Origin of the sequence: Heterorhizobium halophytocola (genome assembly GCF_017873095.1) — a bacterium.
Classification (GTDB): domain Bacteria; phylum Pseudomonadota; class Alphaproteobacteria; order Rhizobiales; family Rhizobiaceae; genus Allorhizobium; species Allorhizobium halophytocola.
The window spans coordinates 1-25,034 of sequence record NZ_JAGGJU010000015.1 but is presented as its reverse complement, the minus strand read 5'-3'; the positions used below and the strand labels follow the sequence as shown (position 1 = coordinate 25,034).

Annotated in this window: 24 protein-coding genes and 2 tRNA genes; 5 read left to right on the top strand and 21 right to left on the bottom strand. The window is 63.2% G+C overall.

Annotated features, from left to right (window positions below; translation table 11 throughout):
* Positions 1–2: 2 nt before the first annotated feature.
* From cheY1 to J2Z17_RS22515, 6 genes are all read right to left on the bottom strand, one after another.
* Positions 3–368 carry a chemotaxis response regulator CheY1 gene (cheY1, locus tag J2Z17_RS22540; RefSeq protein WP_209948578.1) on the bottom strand — a complete coding sequence of 122 codons (366 nt, stop codon included), beginning with the start codon at positions 366–368 and terminating at the stop codon, positions 3–5.
* Positions 369–373: 5 nt separating this feature from the next.
* Positions 374–664: an STAS domain-containing protein gene (locus tag J2Z17_RS22535; RefSeq protein ID WP_209948575.1), complete on the bottom strand. Its 291-nt coding sequence runs from the start codon at positions 662–664 to the stop codon at positions 374–376.
* 136 nt (positions 665–800) lie between these two features.
* On the bottom strand, positions 801–2,438 hold the full coding sequence (locus J2Z17_RS22530; protein ID WP_209948573.1) for a methyl-accepting chemotaxis protein: 1,638 nt from the start codon (positions 2,436–2,438) through the stop codon (positions 801–803).
* A 354-nt stretch (positions 2,439–2,792) separates the two neighbouring features.
* Positions 2,793–4,532: a CRTAC1 family protein gene (locus tag J2Z17_RS22525; protein WP_209948571.1), complete on the bottom strand. Its 1,740-nt coding sequence runs from the start codon at positions 4,530–4,532 to the stop codon at positions 2,793–2,795.
* Positions 4,529–5,947 (bottom strand): di-heme oxidoredictase family protein, encoded by a 1,419-nt coding sequence (locus tag J2Z17_RS22520; protein ID WP_245224294.1) that lies wholly within the window; start codon positions 5,945–5,947, stop codon positions 4,529–4,531. The genes J2Z17_RS22525 and J2Z17_RS22520 overlap by 4 nt, the downstream gene beginning before the upstream one ends.
* Positions 5,948–5,968: 21 nt before the next feature.
* Entirely contained in the window at positions 5,969–7,174 is a 1,206-nt protein-coding gene (locus J2Z17_RS22515; protein WP_209948567.1) for an ROK family transcriptional regulator, read from the bottom strand.
* Between the two features lie 240 nt (positions 7,175–7,414).
* Here J2Z17_RS22515 and xylF point away from each other — a divergent pair, with 240 nt between their 5' ends.
* The 3 genes from xylF to J2Z17_RS22500 all read left to right on the top strand — a co-directional run bounded on the left by xylF (position 7,415) and on the right by J2Z17_RS22500 (position 10,816).
* Complete coding sequence (xylF, locus tag J2Z17_RS22510) at positions 7,415–8,455, top strand: D-xylose ABC transporter substrate-binding protein (RefSeq protein ID WP_209948565.1); 1,041 nt, start codon at positions 7,415–7,417, stop codon at positions 8,453–8,455.
* Between the two features lie 251 nt (positions 8,456–8,706).
* Positions 8,707–10,017 (top strand): sugar ABC transporter permease, encoded by a 1,311-nt coding sequence (locus tag J2Z17_RS22505; protein ID WP_209948563.1) that lies wholly within the window; start codon positions 8,707–8,709, stop codon positions 10,015–10,017.
* Between the two features lie 16 nt (positions 10,018–10,033).
* Positions 10,034–10,816, top strand: coding sequence for an ATP-binding cassette domain-containing protein (locus tag J2Z17_RS22500; RefSeq protein ID WP_209948561.1), 783 nt, complete (start codon positions 10,034–10,036; stop codon positions 10,814–10,816).
* A 70-nt stretch (positions 10,817–10,886) separates the two neighbouring features.
* On the opposite strand, the gene J2Z17_RS22495 is transcribed toward J2Z17_RS22500, so the two are convergent.
* The 15 genes from J2Z17_RS22495 to J2Z17_RS22425 all read right to left on the bottom strand — a co-directional run bounded on the left by J2Z17_RS22495 (position 10,887) and on the right by J2Z17_RS22425 (position 23,731).
* Positions 10,887–11,480, bottom strand: a complete 594-nt coding sequence (locus J2Z17_RS22495) for an alpha-ketoglutarate-dependent dioxygenase AlkB (protein ID WP_209948559.1) — start codon at positions 11,478–11,480, stop codon at positions 10,887–10,889.
* A gap of 48 nt (positions 11,481–11,528) precedes the next feature.
* Positions 11,529–11,942, bottom strand: a complete 414-nt coding sequence (locus J2Z17_RS22490) for a VOC family protein (protein ID WP_209948556.1) — start codon at positions 11,940–11,942, stop codon at positions 11,529–11,531.
* Positions 11,943–12,052: 110 nt separating this feature from the next.
* Positions 12,053–14,107, bottom strand: coding sequence for a PAS domain-containing protein (locus tag J2Z17_RS22485; RefSeq protein WP_209948554.1), 2,055 nt, complete (start codon positions 14,105–14,107; stop codon positions 12,053–12,055).
* Positions 14,091–15,599, bottom strand: coding sequence for an ATPase domain-containing protein (locus J2Z17_RS22480; protein ID WP_209948552.1), 1,509 nt, complete (start codon positions 15,597–15,599; stop codon positions 14,091–14,093). The genes J2Z17_RS22485 and J2Z17_RS22480 overlap by 17 nt, the downstream gene beginning before the upstream one ends.
* A 258-nt stretch (positions 15,600–15,857) precedes the next feature.
* Positions 15,858–15,933 (bottom strand) — tRNA-Phe (locus tag J2Z17_RS22475).
* Between the two features lie 198 nt (positions 15,934–16,131).
* Positions 16,132–17,934: a sugar phosphorylase gene (locus tag J2Z17_RS22470; RefSeq protein WP_209948550.1), complete on the bottom strand. Its 1,803-nt coding sequence runs from the start codon at positions 17,932–17,934 to the stop codon at positions 16,132–16,134.
* 30 nt (positions 17,935–17,964) lie between these two features.
* The gene (gene yacG / locus J2Z17_RS22465) at positions 17,965–18,189 is read right to left on the bottom strand and encodes a DNA gyrase inhibitor YacG (protein ID WP_209948547.1); all 225 of its coding nucleotides are present in this window, start codon (positions 18,187–18,189) and stop codon (positions 17,965–17,967) included.
* A 7-nt stretch (positions 18,190–18,196) separates the two neighbouring features.
* Positions 18,197–18,817: a Maf-like protein gene (locus J2Z17_RS22460; RefSeq protein WP_209948545.1), complete on the bottom strand. Its 621-nt coding sequence runs from the start codon at positions 18,815–18,817 to the stop codon at positions 18,197–18,199.
* A gap of 37 nt (positions 18,818–18,854) precedes the next feature.
* Positions 18,855–19,073 carry a translation initiation factor IF-1 gene (gene infA / locus J2Z17_RS22455; RefSeq protein ID WP_004117876.1) on the bottom strand — a complete coding sequence of 73 codons (219 nt, stop codon included), beginning with the start codon at positions 19,071–19,073 and terminating at the stop codon, positions 18,855–18,857.
* Positions 19,074–19,201: 128 nt separating this feature from the next.
* Positions 19,202–19,672, bottom strand: a complete 471-nt coding sequence (locus J2Z17_RS22450; protein ID WP_209948543.1) for an arsenate-mycothiol transferase ArsC — start codon at positions 19,670–19,672, stop codon at positions 19,202–19,204.
* A gap of 4 nt (positions 19,673–19,676) precedes the next feature.
* On the bottom strand, positions 19,677–20,150 hold the full coding sequence (locus J2Z17_RS22445; RefSeq protein WP_209948541.1) for a UPF0262 family protein: 474 nt from the start codon (positions 20,148–20,150) through the stop codon (positions 19,677–19,679).
* Positions 20,151–20,154: 4 nt separating this feature from the next.
* Positions 20,155–21,453, bottom strand: a complete 1,299-nt coding sequence (gene hisD / locus J2Z17_RS22440; protein WP_209948539.1) for a histidinol dehydrogenase — start codon at positions 21,451–21,453, stop codon at positions 20,155–20,157.
* A gap of 45 nt (positions 21,454–21,498) precedes the next feature.
* Positions 21,499–21,936, bottom strand: coding sequence for a DUF2948 family protein (locus J2Z17_RS22435; protein ID WP_209948537.1), 438 nt, complete (start codon positions 21,934–21,936; stop codon positions 21,499–21,501).
* 170 nt (positions 21,937–22,106) lie between these two features.
* On the bottom strand, positions 22,107–23,399 hold the full coding sequence (gene murA, locus J2Z17_RS22430; protein ID WP_209948535.1) for a UDP-N-acetylglucosamine 1-carboxyvinyltransferase: 1,293 nt from the start codon (positions 23,397–23,399) through the stop codon (positions 22,107–22,109).
* Between the two features lie 116 nt (positions 23,400–23,515).
* Positions 23,516–23,731 carry a hypothetical protein gene (locus J2Z17_RS22425; RefSeq protein ID WP_209948827.1) on the bottom strand — a complete coding sequence of 72 codons (216 nt, stop codon included), beginning with the start codon at positions 23,729–23,731 and terminating at the stop codon, positions 23,516–23,518.
* A 155-nt stretch (positions 23,732–23,886) separates the two neighbouring features.
* On the opposite strand from J2Z17_RS22425, the gene J2Z17_RS22420 reads away from it, so the two are divergent.
* Together J2Z17_RS22420 and J2Z17_RS22415 are read left to right on the top strand one after the other, a co-directional pair.
* A tRNA-Thr gene (locus J2Z17_RS22420) sits at positions 23,887–23,961 on the top strand.
* Between the two features lie 169 nt (positions 23,962–24,130).
* On the top strand, positions 24,131–24,919 hold the full coding sequence (locus J2Z17_RS22415; protein ID WP_209948533.1) for a helix-turn-helix domain-containing protein: 789 nt from the start codon (positions 24,131–24,133) through the stop codon (positions 24,917–24,919).
* Positions 24,920–25,034 lie beyond the last annotated feature (115 nt).

Below are 25,034 nucleotides of genomic sequence, written 5' to 3'. Positions count from 1 at the left end.
GCTTAGGCGGTTACGCGCTCGATCGCATCAATCAGCTTGGTAGGGTCGAAAGGCTTGACGATCCAACCAGTCGCACCGGCCTGGCGGGCACGGTTCTTCTTTTCCGCATCGCTTTCCGTGGTCAGCACCAGGATCGGAATGGCACGATACTTGTCGTTCTTGCGCACGCCCTCGATGAAGCCGAAGCCGTCGAGCCGTGGCATGTTGATGTCGGTGACGATCACGTCCGGGTTGCAGCCTTCCAGGACTTCCAGTCCCTCGACGCCATCTTCGGCCTGAATGGTCTCGAAGCCGGCGTTGTTCAGGGTCACCAGAAGCATGTTTCGGATGGTCCTGGAATCATCCACCGTCAAAACCTTCTTCTTCATTCTATTTACTCCTTAGCGAGCAGATGCTCGACGTTCACGCCAATTAATTGCATCGTCATTTTAAAGGCTTCCGAGGCCTTGGAGATGAGGAACGGCTTGCCGTCCTTCTCCCAGGTCTGGGCTGCGGACATCAGCACCTGTACGCACTGCGCACCGACCCGCTCGACGGCCGACGCATCGATCGACAGCGGCTTGCCGCGCAGTGAAAGCAGATTGGCCTTCAGATTGGAGGCTTCGTTCAAGTCCAGCACGGCGGCCAGCGTGAACGTCCCCTGTTCGCTTTTCTTGGTTGCCATCAGTAGTTACCTCGTCTGTCAAAGCGCCCGAAAACGACCCTTGGAGCGATGACCGGCGACAGGCTTTTCGCGCCTTTCGCACTCCGGTTATCCACCCTCGTCGTTCCTGTGTATCCGAATACGGTAAACAATCCCCTCATGCGGAGGCCTCTCTTAGCGGATCGGCAAAGGAAAATTCGTTTTCGCTGATATTCTCGGAAAATCCGACCCTTGCGTGCTTTTCGACGGGCTCGCGGGGGCTGATTTCGATGGCCGGGGCAGCGGGCTTGGCAAAGATCGTGCGCATCTGGCGGCGACGCTGGACGCGGAAGCGGCGGACCGTCGCGCCAAGCTCCAGGATCACGGTGTGAAGCTGGTCGGCCTCACCGGCATCGGCTGCGATCTCGGCGGCGAGCGTTTCCGCACCCGAGCCGATGGCACGGCAGGCGGTGGAAACATGCTCGATCTCGATGACGCTGTCGGCCGTGCCTTTGGCGATCTCGCCCATGCCGTCATTGATCATCGTCACCTGAAGCGCGATCTGGCCGATCGCCTGCTGGGTCTCGGCGACGATCTCGACGCCGGCCTCGACCTGCGACTTGGTGGTGGCGACAAGCGTCTTGATTTCACGCGCGGCGTCGGCCGAACGCTGGGCAAGAGCACGAACTTCCTGGGCTACGACGGCAAAGCCGCGCCCGGATTCGCCGGCGCGGGCCGCCTCGATGCCGGCATTGAGCGCCAGAAGATTGGTCTGGAAGGCGATCTCGTCGATCGCGCCGATGATCCGGCCGATCTGTTCGGCAGAGGTCTCGATATCGGCCATGGCAGTCATGGCGCGACCGGCAACCTGGCCGCTGCGCTCGACAGCCTCGCGGGTGACGGCGGCATTCTTCAGCGTCTCGGCGCTCTTCTGGGCGCTGTCGCGCATCCGGGTCCAGACGCGTTCCAGCGCTTCGGTCGCATCGCCTACCTGGCGCTGCTGCTGACGGGCGGCATCGTGGCGGACAGTGGCCCGTGCGGAGAAGGTGGCGGTCTTTTCCTCGACAGCTGCGACCTTCTCGTCGAAACCCTCCATCATCGCCTGAAGATCGGCCATGCCGGCATTCAGGGCATCTGCCAGCTCGCGGTAATCCTCCGGCAGATCGTCCTGTTCGATGCGGGCCGTCAGGTCGCGTTCGGCAAAGGCCTTCAGCGTGGAGGCGAAAGCGGCATTGGTCTGGGTGCGCTCACTGTCGCGCAGACCGTTCATGTCCTGATGATGCTTCAGGCGCAGCTGGTTGAAGCGCAGCGACGTGGCGATTTCGACATCGACCATCACCAGGCGCACGATGGCGGCACCCAGCGCCGACATCTCGCTCTGCCTTTGCCTGGCACCCCGGGAAAAGACGCCGGGCTGGCCGGCTTCGGCAAAGACGCCGGCGAGCAGATGCTCAAGCAGGACGGCATGGCCGGCGATCAGCCAGCGCGGGTCGAGACCCAGCTTGCTCTGGCTGTCTGAAAGAACCTTGACGCGTTCGGCATAGAGCGCGTCGAAGCGCGCATCCGTCAGAACGTCGAAATGGGACGAGAGAAGATCGTGCAGCCGGTCGATCTGACGTGCGCTTTCGAAACAGCGGGCGGCTTCCGGAGAGGTGGCAAAGCGCTGGAAAAGATCGCGAAGGCCGCGTTCGATCAGCGGCTGCAGCAGCGGGCGGTGGCGGCGCAGCAGATCGCCGGTCTCGCCGTCGAGGGCACAAAAGCGCAAACGATCGCGCAGGCTGCCGCTCTGCGCTGTCTTCGCACCATCATTTCCCACGTCCTGACGCACTTCTGTCCCCGACCCCTGCGGTATTTTTCTGTCGAAAAATAGCCAAACGCACCTTTTCCAAGGGTAGCTCGTCGGGAAATGAAGCCTGTTGCGATGCTGTCACGCGGCAACGAAACGCCGTCCCATCGAAGCCGCCACATGGCATTTCTTCAATGAAAACATACCGGATTGACCGGTACGCCGGTGCGGCTTCATGCCTGAAAGGGTTCGGGTCTCCACGAATCCCAGTCCGTCGTATCTAGCATTCCTATGGTTAATTCCTTGCCTGAAGGTTAAGAAGCCTTAACAAACAACTTTACTATCAGTACATTCGAATTCGCAGAAATTCTTACGCATGCTGCGTTAATTTTTCGTTTCCACCGTGCCGGAACCGGCCTTTCGCGGAAACCAGTAGCGGGCGGTGACGTCTCCCCTGCGGATGACCACATGCTGATTGGCGAAAATCCGGTAGGGCGGGCTCCACTCGCCGTCCGGCCACTGCACCCGCACGACCGCCCGCTCGTTGACGCCGAGCCCGAAATGCGTGAACCCCACATGCCCCGAAGCATGGCCACCGCCGATCTCGACGGTACGGACCTGGGTCAGGGTTCCGGCGCGCAGGTTGATCTTGGCGCCGATCCCCATCGGGTTGACCTTGCCATTGTCGAGTTCGATCTTGGTCCAGTTGCCGAGCGGTCGGTGACCCCATGGGGTCCTTGCACCCAGATTGCGAAACAGGCTTGCCGGCTGGCTGCGATTGACAACGACCAGGTCGAGCATGCCGTCGGCGTTGAAATCCTCGACGACCGCGCCGCGCCCCTTGGTCGGCAGACCGATCCCCGCCGTGTCGCCCATTTCGTGGAATTTTCCGGCAAAGTCCTGCAGCAGCAGATTGTCCGGATCGTCATTGGCAAATTCCGGCATCTGCTCGACATTGCCCTTGGCGATGAACAGATCGATGTTGGTGTCGTTGTTGACGTCGGCAAACTGGCTGTGCCAGCCGGTGGACGGGCGATGGTCGTCGCCGGAATAAGGGCGATGCGCCGTCGTGCCGCGCTCGAAGGCGATGTCGCGGTAGGTCGGACGGTCCTCCTCCGCCTCGTCGTCCAGCGTCTGCAGCATGGTGTCGCCCATCGAGGTCAGGGCATATTCGGGCAGTCCGTCGGCATTCAGATCGGTCTCGGCGATGCCCATGCCCCAGATCTTCAGATGCGACCAGCCCTGGCTTGCCAGATACTGCTTCGGCGGACGGGTGGGATCGATCTGCCAGAGCTGTTCCTGACCGCCCCGGTAATACTGCCGGTCGTTGGTGACCCTGAGCGACGGCTGGCCCGAGCGGTTCCAGTCGGTAAACAGCATCGACAGCGTGCAATAGGACGGATCGAGCCGGAGGGCGTCGGAATAATCGGGCGTGCCAGCGCCGCCGCCGGCGCCGGGTTCAACGGTCTGGCCGGGGGCCGGGGCGCTCTCGGCATTACCCAGCCGCGGGCGAAGGAAAACATTGGGGCTGCAGGTGCCGAACGGCGTCCCGGGAGCCCAGCGATCGACATAATTGCCGAAGGCCAGCGTCGGATAGGTCTGGCCCGTTTCCCAGGTGGCGGCAAAGGCCGTGGTCCAGTCGCGTCCGCCATCGAGCGAGAACAGGCGGTCGGCCTTTTCGAAGCGGCAGTTGCCTTTGCCCTTGAGCACGATGTTCTCGCCGAGACGCAGCAATACGAGGTCGGTCTGGCGGTCATTGTCGATATCGACGGGATAGGCGCCGATCACCGATGTCAGGTCGCGCTCGGCAAGGTCGAGCCCGAGCTTTTCGAAAGACAGCGGTCCGCCGGCGGCGCTGTGATTGACATAGAGCGCCGCCTCGCTGGTGCCGCCGGCCAGCAACAGGTCCGGCATGCGGTCTCCATTGCAGTCGAAGCTCGCAACCCCGCCTCCGACGAAGAATTCCCAGCCGCCGGTATAGCGGTGGTCGATGCCGGCCGCGATCGCCTCTTCATGATAGGCGGGCACGTCCATCGGGAAATCCGTTTCATCCGCTCCGGCCGGAGAGACGATGACGGAGGCGGATCCGGAGAGTGACAGGAGAAGCAGGAGAAATCGGGTCATTGCGGGATCACCAGGGTCTTCAGAAAGGCAATGAGATCGGCGCGATCATCCTTCGACGCGTCCGCATAGGCATCGCGCGCCGCTCGGGCCTCGCCGCCATGGGCGAGAATCACCTCGTCGAGCGTGGTGATGTCGTTGCGATGGCCATAAGGGGCCGTCGACGATATGCCCCAGAGTTCGGTCGTCATGAAGATGTTGCGATCGACGAAGCGCTGGGCGAGCAGCTCATTGCCGAACCGGTCGATCCGGTTGTCGGTCATCACGTGACGCTTCAGATCGCCGAACAGCGGCACGAGCACCTCGCCCTTCTCGTTGTGTTTGAGGGTCTTCGCCCAGGGCAGGCTTGCAAGGTCGTAAGTCGCGACCTGCTTGACCTGTCCGTCGTTCAAGGTGCCTGCGGCATCGACCGGACCGGGATCGGCGAAATCGAGGCTGGAAAGCGGCAATTCCTGGCGGTGACAGCTGTCGCAGCCATAGCTCTCGAAGAGATGCGCTCCGCTTGCGGCCCGCGCAGCGAACGCCTGCTCGACGACAGCCGTGGTCGGCGGCTCCAGTCCGGCCTGCCATGCAACGAGGGCGGAGATATCGCCGTCGGCCAGTTCATCCTGCCTGCCGTCCTCGTCGAAATCCGCCGTCCCGGTCCAGCGGCCGCCGAAGCGTTCGACCGCCTCCATGCCGTGATGCTGGTTCATGGCGTTGACGGTGAACTGCCTGAGCGATGTCATCACACCCTTCTGACTGAAGGGACGGATGACCAGATCCATGTCGACGCCGTCAAGCTTGTCGAGATCGACGATGCCGTCCGGATGCACCGTCAGCCTGCCGAAATCGACGCCCTTCGTGACGAGCCGGACCGCCTGGACTTCGCCTGTCCGGGCAGCATCGTCCAGCCCCTTGTCGCGCGCGCCCTGCAGGTCTGCCGTCATCTCGCGCGCCAGCAGCTCGATCAGGCCCGCACCGAACAGATGATTGGTGCCGCGCTCATTGGAAAATTGCGGATCGGTGGTGTCGAAATCGGCGCTTTCGAAGCCCTCGGAGACGAAGACATTGGTAACGAAATCGCCGGCACCTCCGACGATCGGCTTGTTGTGACAGCCAGAGCACGCATTGGCGTCAAGGCCGGCGGTGCGGTTGAACTCGGTGGCCGCCGGATGACGCCTCTTTGTCGGCACGATCGCCTGGGTGGCACCCGGCCGGCCAACGCCGTCATTGACGGTGAACTCTCCCTTGAACAGCTCCAGGCCGATGGCGCGCAGACGCTCCAGCGCATCGCCGGATATCCGGCCGGCGACCGTCTGCCCTGCCGCGCCGATCGCCGCCGAGCGCTCCTCCCACGGCGCGCCGGCCTGCACGGCCATGCTGCCTGCCAGCCATGACCCGGCCGCCAGCAGCCACCAGCTTGTCCTCATCGTCATTCTCCCCTCCCCGCCGGCCATTTACACGCCGGCTGACACAATCGCCTCGTCTATCGCCGCCAGCGCCCGATCGAGATGCCCGTCGAAGATCAGCATCGGCTCGTCCGGCATGATCGAGATCTCCGGCAGTCCCCCCATCCGCACGACCTGCGACCGACCGAGCCCCTCCTCAAGGCCCGCCTTCAGCAGGTCGTAATAGCGTGCGCCGACGCCTGTCACGGCGACCGGCAAATGTCCGTAGAGGCTGAGGACGCGCGACAGGCCGAAGCCGAGCGCCAGTCCCGCCTCGCGGAAGGCATAGGCCGGCATGCGCTCGCCGGCACGGGCGCGGCCCGCCAGCTTGTCGACCTCTCCGACCGGCACGAAAGGCGCCGGAATGGTGTTCTTCGGCACCTTGAAGGCGGTGCGCAGAATGGCATAGAAGCCGGCATGGGCCTCGATGCAACCCTGCGCCCCGCAGCGACAGAGTGCGCCGTCGGGCACATGCAGCATATGGCCGAAATTGGGAGCGCGGACCTCCAGTTCGCCGTCGCCGCGACGCAGCGCGACCCCAAGGCCGATGCTGTGGCCGAGCGACAAGGTGACCATGCCGCGGGCAAGCGCGCCGTTCTGCCGTTCCGCCTTCTGCGACAGCGCCCGGGCGACCAGCAGCGTCTCGTTGCTGAGCAGAACCCTGGCCTGCCAGTCCTGCGCCAGCGCCGCGCCGAAATCGCAAGGGTCGGACCCCAGTACCGGCGACCACAAAAGCACCGGACGCTCCGGATCGACCAGCCCCTTGCTGCTGATCGAGATCGCCTTGATCGCCGAATGCGGCAGCCGGCTGCGTTCGGCAAGCCGGCCCAGCGCGCCGGTCATTGCGCTCAGGAACACTTTGGCGCCGCCCAGACTGCGCGGTTCGGCAAACCGGTCGATCAGGCGGCCGCTATAATCGGCCAGCGAATATTGCGCGGCATCGGAGGAAATACTGACGGCAATCAGATAGGCGGCGCTGCGGTTCTGGGTGAAAAGCACGCGCGGGCGGCCGCGGCCGGTGGCCGCCTGCTGTTCGGAGCGTTCAATGATGCCTGCCCGTTCCAGATCGCCGGTGATGGCCGAAATGGTCGCCGAGGCGAGCCCGGTAACGACCGCGATCTCCGTGTGGGCCAGCCGCTCGTGGCGGCGCAACGCCCGCAGGACCAAAGCACTGTTCTGCTGGCGCACCATTTCGGTGCTTGATTTCGCCAGCATGCCATCAACCTCCCTGCTCCCGTCATTCGAGAGCCATTATTTCCGGCTTTCCGCCTTCAGGTGCACCGCCCCGCGACCGCAACATCCGCGCGAAGCCGAGGTGTGTTGACAGCCAGGAAAATCTCTGACATTTAATTTCTCGACTGTCGAGAAAAAACTGTTTTTCCAGTGTTCTCGGCTTTCTTGCAGCGATCTTGCCGGAGAGGACGGAAGATCGATCTTGGCACCTGGGAGGATAATATGAAGTCTATTTTGAAGCTGATGGCCGGCGCGGCCATCGTCGTTTCCATGCATGGCGTCGCACTGGCGCAGGATCTGATCGTCGGCGTGTCCTGGTCGAATTTCCAGGAAGAGCGCTGGAAGACGGATGAAGCCGCGATCAAGGCGGCGCTCGAAGCGAAAGGCGCGAAATACATTTCCGCCGACGCCCAATCGTCCGCGTCCAAGCAGCTGAACGATGTCGACACCCTGATCTCGCAGGGCGCGAACGCGCTGATCATCCTGGCGCAGGATTCCGACGCGATCGGCCCGGCCGTCGAAAAGGCGCATGACGAAGGCATCCCGGTGGTCGGCTATGACCGCCTGATCGAAAACCCGAACGCCTTCTACATCACCTTCGACAACAAGGAAGTCGGCCGCATGCAGGCCCGCGCCATTCTCGAAGCCAAGCCGGAAGGCAATTACGTCTTCATCAAGGGCTCGTCGTCCGACCCGAATGCAGACTTCCTGTTCTCCGGCCAGATGGAAGTGCTCAAGCCTTCGATCGATGCCGGCAAGATCAAGAATGTCGGCGAAGCCTATACCGACGGCTGGCTGCCGCAGAACGCCCAGCGCAACATGGAGCAGTTCCTGACAGCCAACAACAACAAGGTCGACGCGGTCGTCGCCTCCAATGACGGTACCGCCGGCGGCGCTGTCGCAGCCCTCGACGCCCAGGGCATGGCCGGCACCGTGCCGGTTTCCGGCCAGGACGCCGACAAGGCCGCGCTCAACCGCATCGCGCTCGGCACCCAGACGGTTTCGGTCTGGAAGGACAGCCGCGAACTCGGCAAGAACGCCGCTGAAATCGCCGTCGAGCTTGCCAGTGGCACCGATATGGACAAGGTCGCCAATGTCGAGAAGTTCTCCGGCGGTCCGAAGGGCGTCGAGATGAACTCGATCTTCCTGAAGCCGCTGCCGATCACCAAGGACAACCTGAACGTCGTCATCGACGCCGGCTGGATCTCCAAGGCAGAAGCCTGCCAGGGCGTGAAGGCAGGCTCGGTCAAGGCCTGCGACTGATCAGGACCGCCTGAACCCGAATGCCGGCGCCGCAGCAGACGATCGCTGCGACGCCGCAGGCGGCTGATGTACCTGGCGGGCTTCTCCGGTATTGCGTCACGTAGCCAACACTCGATCCCCGCCAGAACAGCGCGCACCGCCCTTTCTTCCGGCACCGCGCGCGGTCCGTCCACAACCGGATGGCATTGACCGGCTTTTCCATCGGATCGGCAGTTCAAAGCCCCAATTGAAATATGGGAATACAGACCCCCATGACAGACACCTCCCACTCCACTATCGCAAGTCCGGGCAAGGTCGAGCAAAATCCGCTGACGCGCTTTTTGCGGGCGACGGAAATCGATACCCGCATGCTCGGCATGGTCGCGGCCCTGCTGATCATCTGGGTCGGTTTCCACATCTATACCGACGGCCTGTTCCTGACGCCGCGCAACCTTTGGAACCTCTCGGTCCAGACCTGCGAGATCGCGGTTCTGGCGACCGGCATGGTACTGGTCATCGTCACCCGCAATATCGACCTGTCGATCGGCTCCATGCTCGGCTTCGTCGCCATGATCATGGGCGTGATCCAGGTGAAGTTCCTGCCGCAATATCTCGGCTTCGACAATTCCTTTACCTGGGTGATCACCCTTGCCTGCGGCCTGATCGTCGGCACGCTGATCGGCACGCTGCAGGGCGTCATCATCGCCTTCATGGGGGTCCCCTCCTTCATCGTCACGCTGGGCGGCTTTCTCGCCTGGCGCGGACTTGCCTGGTATGTGACGAGCGGCCAGACCGTGGCACCGCTCGACACGACCTTCCGCATCATGGGGGGTGGTGCGGAAGGCTCCATCGGCTCGGTCTGGAGCTGGGTCATCGGCGTCATCGCCTGCCTGATGATCATTGCCGGCCTCGCCAGTTCGCGTCATCAGCGCAAGCGCTTCAACTTCCCGCAGCGGCCGCTCTGGGCAGAGATCTTCCTGGCCGTCGTCGGCTGCGTGCTGGTGCTGGGCGCGATCTGGGTCTCCACCGTCTATTACTGGCCGCTCGGTATCGCCAAGCGCTATGCCCAGGCGCACAACATCGCCTGGCCGGACGGCGGCATCGATATTCCCTACGGTATCGCCGTGCCGGTGCTGATCGCCATCCTGGTCGGCATCGTGATGACCTTCATCGCAACCCGCCTGCGCTTCGGCCGCTATGTCTTCGCCATCGGCGGCAATCCCGAGGCGGCTGAACTCGCCGGCATCAAGACCCGCTGGGTCACCGTCAGGGTGTTCGCCATCATGGGCCTGCTGGCCGCGGTGGCTGCCGCGATCTCCACCGCCCGCCTGAATGCGGCGGCGAACTCGCAGGGCACCACCTACGAACTCTACACCATCGCTGCAGCGGTCATCGGGGGCACTTCGCTGGCAGGCGGCACCGGCACGATCGCCGGAGCCATGCTGGGCGCGCTGGTCATGCAATCCCTGCAATCCGGCATGGGGCTCGCAAACGTCGATACGCCGATCCAGAACGTCGTCGTCGGCGTCGTGCTGGTCGTCGCCGTCTGGCTCGATACCGTCTATCGCGCCCGCGCCAAGTAATTCGAGGAGCTACCCCATGACGGAGCAACGCACTCCCCTGGTGGAAATGAAGGACATTTCCATCGCCTTCGGCGGGATCCATGCCGTCGACCAGGCTTCGATCGATCTCTATCCCGGAGAAGTGGTGGCCCTGCTTGGCCATAATGGCGCCGGCAAGTCGACCCTGATCAAGATTCTGGCCGGCGCCTACAAGCGCGACAGCGGCGAGATCCTGATCAATGGCGAGACGGTCGAGATCCGCAATCCGCGCGATGCCAAGCAATACGGGATCGAGACGATCTACCAAACGCTCGCCGTCGCCGACAATGTCGACGCCGCCGCCAACCTCTATCTCGGCCGTGAACTGAGAACCGCCTGGGGCACGCTCGACGATGTCGCCATGGAAGCCAAGGCGCGCGAGGTGATGGGCCGGTTGAACCCGAACTTCCGCCGCTTCAAGGAGCCGGTCAAGGCACTGTCCGGTGGCCAGCGGCAGTCGGTGGCCATCGCCCGCGCCATCCTGTTCGACGCCCGCATCCTGATCATGGACGAGCCGACGGCAGCCCTTGGGCCGCAGGAGACCGCCCAGGTCGGCGAACTGATCAAGCAGCTGAAGGCCGAGGGCATCGGCATCTTCCTGATCAGCCACGACATCCACGACGTCTTCGACCTCGCCGACCGGGTCTTCGTGATGAAGAACGGTCAGGTGGTCGGCCAGGCCAGGACGACCGACGTTACCAAGGACGAGGTGCTCGGGATGATCATCATGGGCAAGTGCCCACCCGGCGCCACGCCGGGCCCAGGCGCGATCGCAGGCTGACGGCAGGCAACCGCCGGACGCGAACAAGACAAGGCCACCGGGTTGGAACGCCCGGTGGCCTTCTTCCATCTCAGGCCGGCTTGAGCACGTGGCGGAAGGTCAGGGACACCCGCCGTTTGCGCAAGACCCGCCCGCCATCGATCGGATCCGACTTGCGCGGCGCTATGGCATGGGTCCAGCGGTAGCGCGCCTCCCCCTTCAGCACCAGGGCCGATCGCGGCCGCAGGATCAGGGCTGTCCTTGCCGGTCCCTGCAGGTCACGAAACACCATCTCGCAGGCCGACAGCAGGCTGATCGAGACGATCGTATCGTCAAAACAGGGGATGCAATCGACATGGGCACCGATACCCTGGCCCGGCCGGTATTCATTGGCGATTACCTGATCGGGCAGCGTTTCGAACAGGCCATCCGCAACCAGCCGTGCGGCGAGCGATTGCAGCCAGTCCGGCAACAGTCCGAGATGGGCAGCCTCCGCGATCGAGCGCGCCCTGTAGTCGTAGCGGTAGCCGAAATGCTGGACCCGGCGCTTCAGATCCCTGCTCCACGGCATCTGGTCGAGTTGTTCGACGAGATGTCGCTCGTCGTCCACAGACAGCATTTCCGGGAGGTAGGAGGCGCCTGGCGGCAATGCCGGCGCCACGACGCTACTCAGGACCTCGTCCATACATACCCCCGGCCGGGCCCATCGATCTGCATATATGCCCGCCTGTCCCTATCTTGCAAAAAGCCCTTCGAAATCGGCAAAGCCCTTGATCTCGATCGGATTGCCCGAGGGATCGAAGAAGAACATCGTGCGCTGTTCGCCGGGCTCGCCCTCGAAGCGGACGACGGGGGGAATGTCGAAGGTGACGCCCTTTTCCTTCAGCCGGTCGGCCAGCGCCAGCCAGTCGGCCAGGGCCAGCACGGCCCCCATATGCGGCATCATCACCATGTGGTCGCCGACCTTGCCTGTGCGGGTGGTCGCGAAAGGCGTGCCGAGATGCAGGGAGAGCTGGTGGCCAAAGAAGTCGAAATCGACCCAGGTTTCGGTCGAACGCCCCTCTTCGCACCCGAGAACATCCCGGTAGAAAATGCGCGTCTCTTCCAGGTCCGTGACGTGGATGGCGAGGTGGAACAACGATTTCATAGGCGTCTCCCTTTCTGATGACCGCAGGCTTAAAGCATTACGGCCAAAAACGAAATCGCCTGTTTTCGACCCCATGCGCGCCGCACGGAGCCGCGGTTCCGGCCGACGGTTCAGGCGGAGACGAGCTTGTCGATCTCCGACGCCAGCTGGTTCTGCGTATAGGGCTTGCCCAATCTCGCGACATCCAGGTCGACACCGGGCGGCAGATCGGCATATCCCGAGGCGATGAGGATCGGCAGGTCGGGCAGCATCTGGCGCACCGCCTTGGCCAGGTCTCCGCCGGTCATGCCCGGCATCGAATAGTCGGTGATCATCAGATCGAAGGCGGCTCCCTCGGCAAGCCGCGCAAGGGCCTCCTTGCCGGAATGGACCTCGACGACGTCATGGCCAAGATCGGTCAGCATGTCGGCCGAACTCATGGCGATGAGGACATCGTCATCGACCAGCAGGATGCGCTTGGGCCCGGAGACCCTTGCCGCCTGGCCTGTGGGCGCTGCTTCGAGCTGAATGGCAGACATCGCCGATTGCGAGACCGGTATCCAGAGCTCTGCCGTCGTCCCGTGGCCAAGCGTGCTTTTCAGTTTCAGCTCACCTTTCAACTGCGAGGCGAGGCCATGGATCATCGACAATCCAAGTCCCGTTCCCTTGCCCAGTTCCTTGGTCGAGAAGAACGGCTCGACCGCCTTGCGCAGCGTCTCCTCATCCATGCCATGGCCCTGGTCGGCAACCGAAAGCACCACATAGCGCCCCACGGCAAGCTCGCCCGTCTCGCGAGTCTGCTCCGCCTCGGACAACACGATCCGGATCGTGCCGCCGTTCGGCATGGCGTCGCGGGCATTGACGGCCAGGTTGAGCAGTGCGAGCTCCACCTGGTTGGCATCGGCCGACACCGGCGACAGGCCATCGGGGGTGACCGCTTCGATCGAGATGGTGGAGCCGACAGACCGTTTCAGCAGGTCTTCCATGCCGCGGACCAGGCCCTGCAGGTCGACAGGCGCGATGCGCAGGTCCTGCCGGCGGGAAAACGCAAGCAGTCTCTGCGTCAGAGACGCACCCCGGCGGGCGCCTTCCAGCGCGCCGTCGATCAGGCGGATGCCCTTGGGATCGTCGCCGACATGCTTGCGCAGCAGTTCCAGATTGCCGAGCACCGCCATCAGCAGATTGTTGAAATCGTGCGCAACACCGCCCGTCAGCTGGCCGATGGCTTCCATCTTCTGCGCCTGGCGCAGCTGGTCTTCCGCCCGCTCGCGCTGGCTGATCTCCGTCATCACGATCGCATGGGCTTCTTCCAGCTCGCGGGTGCGCTCGGCCACGCGCTCTTCGAGAGTCTCGTTGAGTTGCCGCTGTTGCTCTTCTGCCATCATCCGCACGGTGATATCGGCCGATACCCCGACGAGCTTTATCGCCGTCCCTCGCCGGTCGCGATAAAGCTGGGCGCGAATTTCGGCCCAGTGCACGGAGCCGTCCTGCCATATGATGCGGTACTCGATCGAATAATCGGCGCCGGTCTCAAGCGTTGCCTTGACGGCGGCCTGCATGCGCGGCAGGTCGTCCGGATGAATGGCATCCAGCAGGTCCTGGTAGGAAAACGTGTCGTCCCGCCCGCGCCCGAACACCTGCCTGCATGTGGCCGACGTGGTCAGGACACCGGTGGCGACATCGAGTTCCCAGGCGCCCAGCCGCCCGGCCTGCAAGGCCGTCTGAAGGCGGCGCTCGCCATCGTCGAGCGCCTCTATGCGCGACCGCGCCTCATATTGTCGCCGCCGGCCACGCATGGCCGTGCGCACCACACTGATGAATGTGGTGGCGTGGAAAGGGCGCTCGACGAAGCTGACATTGCCGAGCACCCCCGACAACCTCGCCGCCGCCGGATTGCGCTCCGGCCCGCCACCGCGATTGGTGAGGATGATGAAGGACAGGTCCGACCAGCTCGGCTGCCCTTCGATCCAGGCGGAAACACCCCTGAGATCCACCGATCTGAGGGCTTCTTCGGTGAGAATGGCAAAGGCGGTGTCGTCACTGAGGCCGGCGATCAGGTCGGCCAGACAGTCAGCCGCTCTCGACGCGATGCCGGCCTCGCTCAACAGCGAGGTGGCAATCTGCGCGTCGCGTCCCAGCGGTGCGAAGACCAGAGCGATGGCGTCGTTGCTAGGAATAGTCGGCATCCTTGTCCGCAAGCGGAAGCAAGGGTCCCCGGTCGCCGATAAAGTTCGGGACACCGCGCAGGACCCCCTGGAAACCGGAGAGCGGCTCGCCCAACGTGAGCCCCTCGCCGGTGATCTTGAATTCGCGGATCGTATCCTCATGTCGGCCGGTTCGCTTCTTGATCACCGAGACGGCGCGGCGAACCTTGCCCATGGCTTCGAAATAGCGAAGCAGGATCACGGTATCGGCGAGATAGGTCACATCGACCGGGGACTTCATGTCGCCGACAAGACCGTGCTGCGCCACAGTCAGGAAAGTATTGGCCCCCTGCCGGTTCAGATACTGCAGGAGCTCATGCATATGCAAAACGAGGGCGTTTTCGCCCGGCATCGACGCCTGATAGCCGTTGATGCTGTCGATCACGACCGTCTTGGCATCGAAGGTCGCGACCTTGTCGCGGACGCGCTGGGCGAATTCTCCGGGAGACAGCTCGGCTGCATCCAGCTGCTCGATATGGATCATACCGTCGTCGCGCATCTTCTCCAGATCGAGGCCCATCGGCTTCGTGCGGGTAAAGAGCAGGCCAAGTTCCTCGTCGAAGACGAAGATCGCCGCCTTTTCGCCCCGCTTCACGGCAGCATTGATGAAGTTGAGCGCAAACAGGCTCTTGCCGGTGCCGGCAGGCCCGATCAGCAGCGTGCTGGAACCGCGCTCGACCCCCCCGCCCAGCAGGTCGTCGAATTCCCGTATGCCGCTTTTCAGCGTGGTGCGCTCGAAACCGGTCTTGTGTTCCACCGCGCGCAGACGCGGGAAGACGGCAACACCGCCGGTCCTGATGATGAAATCGTGATAGCCGCCGCGAAAGGAGAGGCCGCGATATTTGATCACCCGCAGACGGCGGCGTTCCGAGCCGTAATCGGGTGCCAGCTGTTCGAGATGAATGACACCGTGAACGACACTGTGCACGGTCTTGTCCAGCGCGTCGGAGGTCATGTCGTCCAGTAGCAGGACCGTGGCGTCGGAGCGGGAAAAATAATGCTTCAACGCCAGTATCTGCCGGCGATATCGCAGGGAACTCTGCGCCAGGAGCCGGATCTCGGAAAGGCTGTCGATGACGACCCTTTGCGGCTTCAGGCGCTCGAAAGCTTCGAAGATCAGCTTGGTGGTTTCCCCAAGCTCCAGATCCGACGAATAAAGAAGGCTCTGCTGCTGCTCGGCATCGAGCAGGCTCTCGGGCGGCACGAGCTCGAATATCTCGACGGCATCGTCGACCTGCATGCCGTGGGACCGCGCGCAGTCGCGCAATTCCTGCTCGGTTTCGGAGAGACTGATATAGAGACAGCGCTCGCCCAGGGCTGCGCCTTCGAGCAGGAACTGCATGGCGATCGTGGTCTTGCCGGTGCCGGGCGACCCTTCCAGCAGAAATACATGGCCCCGCGTGAATCCGCCTGACAAGACATCATCAAGGCCCTGAACGCCGGTGCGTGCCATTTCACTCATATATCTGCCCATGCTCTTTCCTGAATACCTAGCAAGATAGATTGCTTAAGGGCATAGGCAAGTTCTGTCTGCCGGGTGGAGAGAAAATAAGTGGCGGTGGACGGCATGGCTTCGGGCGGAACAGGCCGAGGACCGAGAGGCGCCGCAACGGATCGGAAATCGCCGATCGGAGACACGATACGGGGGCGATGAGCCCGGACATCCTCGGAAACGGGAATGATGTCCACCACGGGCGAACCGATCTGGGAGAACTATATTTTCCGAGGAAAATGGTGCCCGGAGGCGGATTTGAACCACCGACACGCGGATTTTCAATCCGCTGCTCTACCAACTGAGCTATCCGGGCATCCGGCTTTCCCGAGGGAAAGCGGCGAGCCTTGGTTAAAGGCCGTCCGAGGCTTGGTCTCCCCCGGAACGAGCGCGGTTATAACATCTTGCTCGGCCATGTCCAGCCGCAAATATCACTTTTTTGACAGGCCTGCGAATGGGGCAAAAGATAGAGTGCAGCCAGATATTTAAGGGTGTTTCAGGGACGGCTTCCGGCTCAGCTGCGATTGCTGATCCAGCGGCATTGATAGGGCGCGAAGACGATCTCGCTGCCGGCGGGGCGCACCACGTCACCGCTCAGCAGATCCTTCCAGCCGACCCCACCGATCAGGTTGAGCGCCATGGCCGGCAGCACCACGTCCTCGTCGGTCATGTTGTGAATGGCAAAGATGCTCTGGCTGCGGTCATCGCTCTGACGCCAGTAGCCGAACAGCTTGTCACCGAGCTGCAGGGTGAACTGGGTGGCATTCGGATGAAAGGCGGGCTGCCGGATGCGGATCTGGATCAGCCGCTTCATCTGCGCGAAAACCTGCGCCTGCAAGCTTTCCGGGTCTTCCATCCGGGCCAGGAGTTCGGGATAGTTCCAGCGGCGGCGGTTGATCGCGCGGTTGTGGCCGGCCTTCTCGACGCCTTCCAGATCGTTGGGCGTGCCGAGCAGGGAATGGATGTAGAAGGCCGGAATGCCCTCCAGCGACATGGCGATCGCCTGACTGCACAGGAAGCGCTCGACCTGCCATTCGTCCTCGCCCTTGACCGTGCCCTTCAGCGCGTCGAACAGCGCGACATTGAGCTCATAGGCATGAAAGCCGTTGTCGGGCAGCCGGCGCATGGACACCAGCCCACCGAATTTCTGCACCGTCTCGATCATGTCGGCGATGTCGTCGTCAGCCAGCAGGCTTTCGGCCGGGCGAAGGCCGATGCCGTCATGCGAGGCGGTGAAATTCAGATAGGCGCAGCCGAGATGGGCGGGCGGCATGGCCATCTGCCAGGCGACCAGATGCTTCGACGTGCCGTTCAGCAATGCATGCAGCATCAGCGGTGGCAGCGAGAAATTATAGATCGCATGGGCTTCGTTGAGATTGCCGAAATAGGAGAGGTTCTCGACATTCGGCACATTGGTCTCGGTGATCAGCACCAGCGGCTCTTCCGCCCAGTCGGCAAGCACGCGGAACAGCCGGACGATCTCATGCGTCTGCGGCAGGTGGATGCTCGTCGTGCCGACCTCCTTCCAGACGAAGGCGACGGCGTCGAGACGCACCGTGCGCACGCCGCAATCGACATGGAAGCGCAGGATGCGGATGAATTCGAGCAGGACTTCGGGATTGGAAAAGTCGAAATCGACCTGGTCATGGCTGAAGGTTGCCCAGACATGGCGCGTGCCCCGGGACGTCTCGACTTCGCGCAGCAGCGGGTGGGCGCGCGGGCGTACCACCTGGGACAGATCGTCGGTCGGCTGCGCCTCGAAATAGAAGCGATCATAGGGCGCGTGGCCCTGCAGATATTCGGCAAACCACTGGCTCTGGCTGGAGCCATGGTTGAGCACCAGATCCGACATCAGGCGAAACTCGCCGGCGATGCGGGAAATGTCCTCCCAGTCGCCGAGAATGCCGTTGACCGCCCGGTAGTCGGTCACCGCAAAGCCGTCGTCGGAGGTGTAGGGGAAATAGGGCAGCACGTGGACGCCGGTGATCGTCCCCTTCAGATAGGTAGTCAGGAAATTGTAGAGCAGATCGAGCGGTTTGTGCTCGCCGTCGACGAGGCTGTTGCCATAGGTGATGACATAGGTATCGCGCTCGCTCCAGATCGGATGCATCGGCGTGCGTGCGCGCCGTCGCGGCGCCTGCGCCTTGTCCCAGAAGGCCGCGATCACCGCATCGGCCAATTGACCGATATCGGCATCGGGATAGATGTTCCGGAGATGCATTTCGAGGCTGTGACGCAGGCGGCGCGGAATCTTCCGCTCCGACTGATCGATTGCCTGCTCGACTTCAGGGGCCGCCGCGGCGTCTTTTTCGCTCATGCAGCAAGCTTAGCAGCTGCAATAGCTTTGTCAAAAGCCTGCGCGGTCGCGCCCGTAAGCATCGGACTGCTCATCGTCCGCCTTGCTCTCGTCGTCGGCCACCGGAATGGCATAGGCGCCTGTCAGCCAGCGTGACAGGTCGAGCTCCCGGCAGCGTTCCGAACAGAACGGATAGTTCTCGCGGGTCGATGCCTTCTTGCATTCCGGGCACGGATGCGCCCGGCGCAGGGGTTCGATCTTGGTCTGCTCAGTCATCGTCCTCTCACCCTTCCGCCCAGCCGGAATGGACATCGAAGCCTTCCCCCGACAAGAGCTGCATGGTCTCGAAGAGCGGAAGGCCGACGACATTCGTGTAGGAACCGACAAGCTTCTGCGCGAAGCTGCCGGCAATGCCCTGAATGCCGTAGGCCCCTGCCTTGCCGCGCCACTCGCCCGACTGCAGGTAGAAATCGATGTCGCGCGTCGACAGGCGCTTGAACCGCACCTTGGTCTCGCCAACCTTCAACCGCAGCGTCCTGTCCGGAGTCACCAGGCAAACACCGGTGAAGACCCAGTGATTGCGGCCGGACAGGAGATGGAGCGCCGAGGAGGCCTCTTCAAGATATTCGGCCTTGGGCAGGATACGCCGCCCGACCGCGACGACCGTATCGGCCGCCAGGATATAGGCACCGCTCCAGGCGGGATCGCGGCTCGTCTCGGCCAGCGCCGCCTTGGCCTTTTCCAGTGCCAGACGACGGGCGAGCGAGCGCGGATGCTCGGACTTCTTCGGTGTTTCGTCGAGGTCCATCGGCATCAGTCGCGCAGGCTCGATGCCGACCTGCTTCAACAGATCCAGCCGCCGCGGCGAGCCGGAGGCCAATATCAGTGACTGTCTCGGTTCCATGACGCCTTCGGCAGTGTCAGAGGCAAGGGCATTCGGCCTACTTGAAACGATAGGTGATGCGACCCTTGGTCAGGTCGTAGGGTGTCATTTCGACAAGCACCTTGTCGCCGGCCAGAACGCGGATACGGTTCTTGCGCATGCGGCCGGCCGTATGGGCGATGATCTCATGTTCGTTTTCGAGCTTCACACGAAATGTCGCGTTCGGCAGCAATTCGGTCACAACACCCGGGAATTCGAGTACTTCTTCTTTCGGCATTGAAGGGTTTTCTTTCTGTCTCTGGGAATGCGGAACGTCTGGTCCGCTAAAATGTGGGCGGAAACTACACAATCACGGTGGCTTTGTGAACCTTGTTGACGGGGGATTTCACTTTTGCCCGAAAAGCCTCATATGGCGGGCGGTCTGGCATGGGCAAGCCGCTCGCCAATCAGGCTCTTCAGCCGGTCGCGCACCTCCCGGTAGCTTGCCAGGATCTGCTCGCGCCGGCCCGTCGCACCCGTCGGATCGGGCATCGGCCAGTAGAGCACCTCCACGGCGGACGAACGGGTCAGCTCCAGCGCGGCGTGATGCGCCTCCGGCGAAAGCGTGATCACCAGATCGAAGAAATCGTCCTCCAGCTCCTCCAGCGTCTGCGGCTGGCGGCGCCCGAGGCTCAGCCCGATCTCGTCGAGCACCACATCGACGAAGGGGTCGCGGTCCCCCTCGCGCACGCCGGCGGACGCGACATAGGTGCCGGACGGCAGCTGCTGCCTTGCGATCACCTCGGCCATCGGCGAGCGGATCGCATTCATGCCGCAGACGAACAGGATCGATCCTGGCTGACGCGGCATCTCGGGCGCGATCGGATCGCCGGTCATCGGCCTATCCACGCCAGTACAGCACGCAGACAAGGGTGAAGAGCCGCCGCGCCGTGTCGAAATCGATGGTGATCTTGCCCGACAGGCGATCCATCAGCGTCTGCGATCCCTCGTTGTGGATGCCGCGCCGGCCCATGTCGATCGCCTCGATGCGGCTCGGCGTCGAGGCGCGGATCGCTTCATAATAGCTTTCGCAGATCATGAAGTAGTCCTTGATGATCCGGCGAAGCGGGGTCAGCGACAGCACATGGGTAACGACCTCCTCGTCCCCCTCCGTCCTGACCGACAGCACCAGCTTGGCATCGACCAGCGACAGATAGAGCTTGTAGGGGCCTCCGGCATGGCCAACGGGCTCGAACTCGTTTTCCTCGATCAGGTCGAAGATCGCGACAGCCCGCTCATGTTCGACATCGGGTGCTGCGCGACCGATGGTCTCGTCGAGCACGACGTCGCTCAGCCGGAAGTCGCCCTTGGCCATGATCCTATCCCTCGAGATTGAGGCGGATTGCGACGGATTTCGCGTGCGCGTCGAGCCCTTCGCTGCGGGCAAGCGTGATCGCCGCGGGCGCGAGCTGGCGAAGCTGCTCAGGCCCGAGCCTGAGGATCGAGGTGCGCTTGACGAAGTCGAGCACCGACAGGCCGGACGAGAAGCGCGCCGAGCGGGCGGTCGGCAGCACGTGGTTGGAGCCGCCGACATAATCGCCGATCACTTCCGGCGTGTGGCGACCGACGAAGATGGCGCCGGCATTGCGCACACCGGACAGCAGCGCATCCGGGTCATCCACGGCGAGCTCCAGATGCTCGGCCGCGATGCGGTTTGCCAGGGGCAGGCTGTCGAGCAGATCCCGGACCACGATCACCGCGCCGAAATCGCGCCAGCTGGCTGTCGCCGTCTCCGATCGACCGAGCGTCTTCAGCTGCCGTTCGACCGCGGCCTCGACCGCGCGGCCGAGATCGGCATCATCGGTGATCAGGATCGACTGGGCGCCGGTGTCGTGCTCGGCCTGGGCCAAGAGGTCGGCTGCCAGCCAGTCAGGGTCATTGTTCCGGTCGGCGATCACCAGCACTTCGGAGGGACCGGCAATCATGTCGATGCCGACCGTGCCGAAGACCTGACGCTTGGCGGCCGCCACATAGGCATTGCCGGGGCCGACGATCTTGGCGACCGGCTCGATCGTCTCGGTGCCATAGGCGAGCGCCGCAATCGCCTGGGCGCCGCCGATGCGGTAGATTTCCTCGACACCGGCAATGCTGGCGGCGGCCAGCACCGTCGGATTGATCGCACCGGCAAGCGCCGGCACGACCATGACGATACGCGGCACTCCGGCAACCCTGGCCGGCACCGCATTCATCAGCACCGAGCTCGGATAGCTGGCGGTGCCGCCGGGCACGTACAGGCCGACAGCATCGATCGCCGTCCAGCGCGAGCCGAGACCGACGCCGATCGCGTCTTCATAGATGTCATCCGCAGGCATCTGCCGTGCATGATGCTTCTCGATGCGGGCAGCGGCAAATTTCAGGGCATCGACGATCTGCGGATCGACGGAGCGGAGCGCCTCGGCGATCTCCTCGGGCGTGACGCGCATCGGGGTCTCGGCGAAATCGAGCTGGTCGAAGCGCTTGGAATATTCGGCAAGAGCGGCATCGCCGCGCTGGCGCACATCGGCGATGATGTCCGCCACGGTGGCGTTGACGTCGGCGGAGACTTCCCGCTTGGTGGTCAGGAATGTCTTGAACCGCTCGTCGAAATCGGCTTGCGCCTGTTCCAGCCAGATTGCCACGCTCTTTCAAACCTTCTTCGCTTCAAAAGGCCTGTGACACCCGTCTCAGTCGTCGGGGTGGCTGGGCCTGGACTTCGTTTCCCACGCGCCGCCGGTATCGGCAAGCTGCGCTTCGATGCATTCGACTTCGAGCGCGATCAGCGCGCCGCCGGACAGCACCAGCTCGACCACGCCTTCCGGCCCCTCCCCCTGCGGCTGGAAGCGGATTGCCAGCAGCGAGAGAACCTCGTCACGCCTGGCCCGGTCAAACCCGGTGGAGCGGACCGACCGCACCCGCTTGAACCCGAGCCCTGCACGGCGGCGCTCGAAACTTTTCGCGGCTCTTGCGGCTTTTTCCCAGACGAAGCGATTGGCGACAAGGGTGAAATGACCGCTTTTGTTGGAAAACGAGATGTCGCCGACCTTCAGCACCGCATCCTGCATATGGGCAGAAACGATTGCCAGATCTTCCGTATCGAGCGCCAGAAGCCTCAGATTGTCCATTCGCCAGATCCCGCCTACGGGCCACAGGAGTGCAGCCTTCCTGCCTTCGCACATAGGTCACCGGACGCGACAACGCAACGGCCAGCGCGACCGGGAGATCAGCACGCTGCGGATTGCCGGCCGGGACGGTGCCCCGACGAGCCGCCGACAAGCCACCGTCCCGCCCGGTATCAGTCGCTGATGCGCTCGACGATGGCGCCGCAACGGCTCAGCTTTTCTTCCAGCCGTTCGAAACCGCGATCGAGATGATAGACGCGGTTGACCAGGGTCTCGCCCTCGGCGGCAAGGCCGGCGATCACCAGCGAGACGGAGGCGCGCAGGTCGGTCGCCATGACCGGCGCACCGCGCAGATTGCGCACGCCCTCGATCCGCGCGGTCTGGCCGTTGAGGCTGATCCTGGCGCCGAGGCGGGCGAGTTCCTGCACATGCATGAACCTGTTTTCGAAGATCGTCTCGGTGACATGGGCAATGCCGGTCGAGCGCGTCATCAGGCCCATGAACTGCGCCTGCAGGTCGGTCGGAAAGCCCGGGAAGGGATCGGTGACGATATCGACCGGACGGATGGCATCGCCATGGCCGATCACCCGGATGCCGTTTTCGACGACGGTGATCTCGGCGCCGGCGCGGCGCAGCGATTCCAGCGCGGTGTCGAGCAGCGTCGCATCGGTGCCGGACAGGGTGACGTCCCCGCCGGCCATGGCGACCGCCATGGCATAGGTGCCGGTCTCGATCCGGTCCGGCAGGACACGGTGGCGGGCACCCGACAGGCTGGTGACGCCCTCGATGGTGATATCGGCGGTGCCGGCGCCGGTGATCTTCGCGCCCATGGCATTGAGGCAATTGGCGAGATCGACGACTTCCGGCTCGCGCGCGGCGTTGTGCAGCACCGTGGTGCCATTGGCCAGCGAGGCGGCCATCAGCATGACATGGGTGGCACCGACGGAGACCTTGGGGAAGGTGTAGCTGGCCCCGACCAGGCCGCCCTTCGGCGCGGTCGCATTGATATAGCCGGCGTCGATTTCCATGTCCGCACCGAGCGCCCGCAGACCGTCGATGAACAGATCGACCGGACGTGTGCCGATGGCGCAACCGCCCGGCAGCGAAACACGGGCCTTGCCCTCGCGCGCCAGCAGCGGACCGATGACCCAGAAGCTTGCCCGCATCTTGGAGACAAGCTCGTAGGGCGCCGTGGTGTCGGCGATCGTGCGACAGGTGAAATGGATGGTGCGGGCATAGGACCCGTCCTGATGCTCGCGCCGGCCATTGACCGCGACATCGACGCCGTGATTGCCGAGAATCCGCAGCAACAGTTCGACATCGGCCAGATGCGGCACGTTTTCGAGCGTCAGCGTGTCGCTCGTCATCAGCGAGGCGATCATCAGCGGCAGAGCTGCGTTCTTGGCGCCGGAAATCGGAATCACGCCATTCAGCTGATTGCCACCAACAATGCGAATTCGATCCATCTATCAACCTTCGGGCGCAGCCCGCCTCTCTCATTCAGCCAGTTCTTCCGGGGGAAGGGACATGCGTCTTAGTGGAAAACAGCGCAGGCATCAATTCCGCGCCGATGGAGAAAGGGCTAATCATCGGCCTGCGTCGATTTTGCGGCAGGCAGACCGTCCGTCTCGTCGGCCTCGCCGCTGCGGCGGGCCCGGTTCTGATGCTTGCGGCGGGCAAGATTTTCCCGCAGTTTCTGCGCCACGCGCGCCCGGCGGATATCGGCCTCGGTCGGCTGGCGCTTCTGGATGCCCGTCATGGCCCCCGTTTCCGGGCTATCGTCGCTGGCTTTTGACATGGCCCCGTCTCTAGCGGAAAAGCCGCAGTGACGGAAGCACCAAGCAGCAGACCGCGATTTGTGCACAGCATTGTCGATTTGCGGCTTGCACTCTCCGTCCAGCTATGGCAATAGGCCACTCGCTTCCGGCGGGCACCGCTTCGCCGAACACGGATGCTGCTATAGCTCAGGGGTAGAGCACTCCCTTGGTAAGGGAGAGGCCGAGAGTTCAAATCTCTCTAGCAGCACCATTTATCCCCCTGGAAATGCTGAACTTTCCGCGTCAACCGCTCCCCAATCCCCGGCACGTCAGAGCGGAACAAAACGTGTTTCCCCGCAAGAATACGGGGAAATTACGGGGAGTCCGTTCTCGCCCCGTTCTTCTCGATTGCGCCGTCCCCAACGCGGAGGCGCGATCCGATGAGTTCGTTTACGCCCTCCGCTGCGTTGCTTCGCACGCGGATTGTTGGCCGCAGCGACCAAGCCGACGATGGATTTTATGGAAGCGGGGCCGGCACCAAGCCGGCATCCAAGTCGTACGAGAAGCAATCGCTTGCCGGAGCCGCGCAGAAGGTGGCCCGGCGCATCCGCCGGCCCCTACCGGCCCCGGAACGCGAAAAAGAGATCAAGCGCCGCAGAGAATGGAGTGGCGGTGGCAATATGCCGCCCGAGCTCCGGAGCCATTACTCGGAGTCCGAGCGCGCCGTCATGTGCGTTATCGCTCAGCGGTGCAAAGAAAAGGGCTTCTGTGATCTCTGCATCGACGAGATTGCCCGTATCGCCGGCGTCGGCCGCACGTCCGCGCAGAACGCGATCCGCAAGGCGCGGTCGAACGAACGACGCGATATTTCGGTGCGCGAGCGGCCGCAGCGCGCCGGCAAGAACCTGACGAACATTATCCGAATTGTTTCAGAGACTTGGCGTTCTTGGATCAAGAGGGCCATAGGGTTCAAAAATTTGAGCACCTCAGTGACTCAAGTTTATAAAACAAGCGTTGAGAAAGCCGAGAGGGTGCTTTCGGCTTTTGAGAGGGAGTGCAAGGCTGACCGCCGAGCGCCTTCGGAAGCTCAAGGTTCCTCGGCTGGCGACAGCAAGGGCAAGGAGAAGGGCTACGGTAAGGGCACCGGCAAGGCCACAGAGCCTCGCTGGTGGCAAAAGGCGAAGGCCAAGTCCCATGAGCCCGGATTGGGGGGCGAGGGCGCGCCATGAGCCAGCTACCCGTTCCTACATGTTGATTTCCACGCGGAACTGAGCCGGTTTTTCCACCGAGAAGTGAGCCACCTCTGAGTATGGTTTTTTGATCAGGCTTTGGTCAAGGGATTGG

Excerpts from the sequence above, each read along its gene's own strand:
- xylF (WP_209948565.1), top strand. The coding sequence starts at position 7,415 with ATGAAGTCTATTTTGAAGCTGATGGCCGGCGCGGCCATCGTCGTTTCC.
- murA (WP_209948535.1), bottom strand. The coding sequence starts at position 23,399 with ATGGATCGAATTCGCATTGTTGGTGGCAATCAGCTGAATGGCGTGATT.
- yacG (WP_209948547.1), bottom strand. The coding sequence starts at position 18,189 with ATGACTGAGCAGACCAAGATCGAACCCCTGCGCCGGGCGCATCCGTGC.
- J2Z17_RS22445 (WP_209948541.1), bottom strand. The coding sequence starts at position 20,150 with ATGGCCAAGGGCGACTTCCGGCTGAGCGACGTCGTGCTCGACGAGACC.
- J2Z17_RS22535 (WP_209948575.1), bottom strand. The coding sequence starts at position 664 with ATGGCAACCAAGAAAAGCGAACAGGGGACGTTCACGCTGGCCGCCGTG.
- J2Z17_RS22520 (WP_245224294.1), bottom strand. The coding sequence starts at position 5,947 with ATGACGATGAGGACAAGCTGGTGGCTGCTGGCGGCCGGGTCATGGCTG.
- J2Z17_RS22470 (WP_209948550.1), bottom strand. The coding sequence starts at position 17,934 with ATGAGCGAAAAAGACGCCGCGGCGGCCCCTGAAGTCGAGCAGGCAATC.
- J2Z17_RS22450 (WP_209948543.1), bottom strand. The coding sequence starts at position 19,672 with ATGACCGGCGATCCGATCGCGCCCGAGATGCCGCGTCAGCCAGGATCG.
- cheY1 (WP_209948578.1), bottom strand. The coding sequence starts at position 368 with ATGAAGAAGAAGGTTTTGACGGTGGATGATTCCAGGACCATCCGAAAC.
- J2Z17_RS22415 (WP_209948533.1), top strand. The coding sequence starts at position 24,131 with ATGAGTTCGTTTACGCCCTCCGCTGCGTTGCTTCGCACGCGGATTGTT.
- J2Z17_RS22425 (WP_209948827.1), bottom strand. The coding sequence starts at position 23,731 with ATGTCAAAAGCCAGCGACGATAGCCCGGAAACGGGGGCCATGACGGGC.
- J2Z17_RS22500 (WP_209948561.1), top strand. The coding sequence starts at position 10,034 with ATGACGGAGCAACGCACTCCCCTGGTGGAAATGAAGGACATTTCCATC.
- J2Z17_RS22515 (WP_209948567.1), bottom strand. The coding sequence starts at position 7,174 with ATGCTGGCGAAATCAAGCACCGAAATGGTGCGCCAGCAGAACAGTGCT.
- J2Z17_RS22480 (WP_209948552.1), bottom strand. The coding sequence starts at position 15,599 with ATGGGCAGATATATGAGTGAAATGGCACGCACCGGCGTTCAGGGCCTT.
- J2Z17_RS22435 (WP_209948537.1), bottom strand. The coding sequence starts at position 21,936 with ATGGACAATCTGAGGCTTCTGGCGCTCGATACGGAAGATCTGGCAATC.
- J2Z17_RS22505 (WP_209948563.1), top strand. The coding sequence starts at position 8,707 with ATGACAGACACCTCCCACTCCACTATCGCAAGTCCGGGCAAGGTCGAG.
- infA (WP_004117876.1), bottom strand. The coding sequence starts at position 19,073 with ATGCCGAAAGAAGAAGTACTCGAATTCCCGGGTGTTGTGACCGAATTG.
- J2Z17_RS22485 (WP_209948554.1), bottom strand. The coding sequence starts at position 14,107 with ATGCCGACTATTCCTAGCAACGACGCCATCGCTCTGGTCTTCGCACCG.
- J2Z17_RS22460 (WP_209948545.1), bottom strand. The coding sequence starts at position 18,817 with ATGGAACCGAGACAGTCACTGATATTGGCCTCCGGCTCGCCGCGGCGG.
- J2Z17_RS22525 (WP_209948571.1), bottom strand. The coding sequence starts at position 4,532 with ATGACCCGATTTCTCCTGCTTCTCCTGTCACTCTCCGGATCCGCCTCC.
- J2Z17_RS22495 (WP_209948559.1), bottom strand. The coding sequence starts at position 11,480 with ATGGACGAGGTCCTGAGTAGCGTCGTGGCGCCGGCATTGCCGCCAGGC.
- J2Z17_RS22490 (WP_209948556.1), bottom strand. The coding sequence starts at position 11,942 with ATGAAATCGTTGTTCCACCTCGCCATCCACGTCACGGACCTGGAAGAG.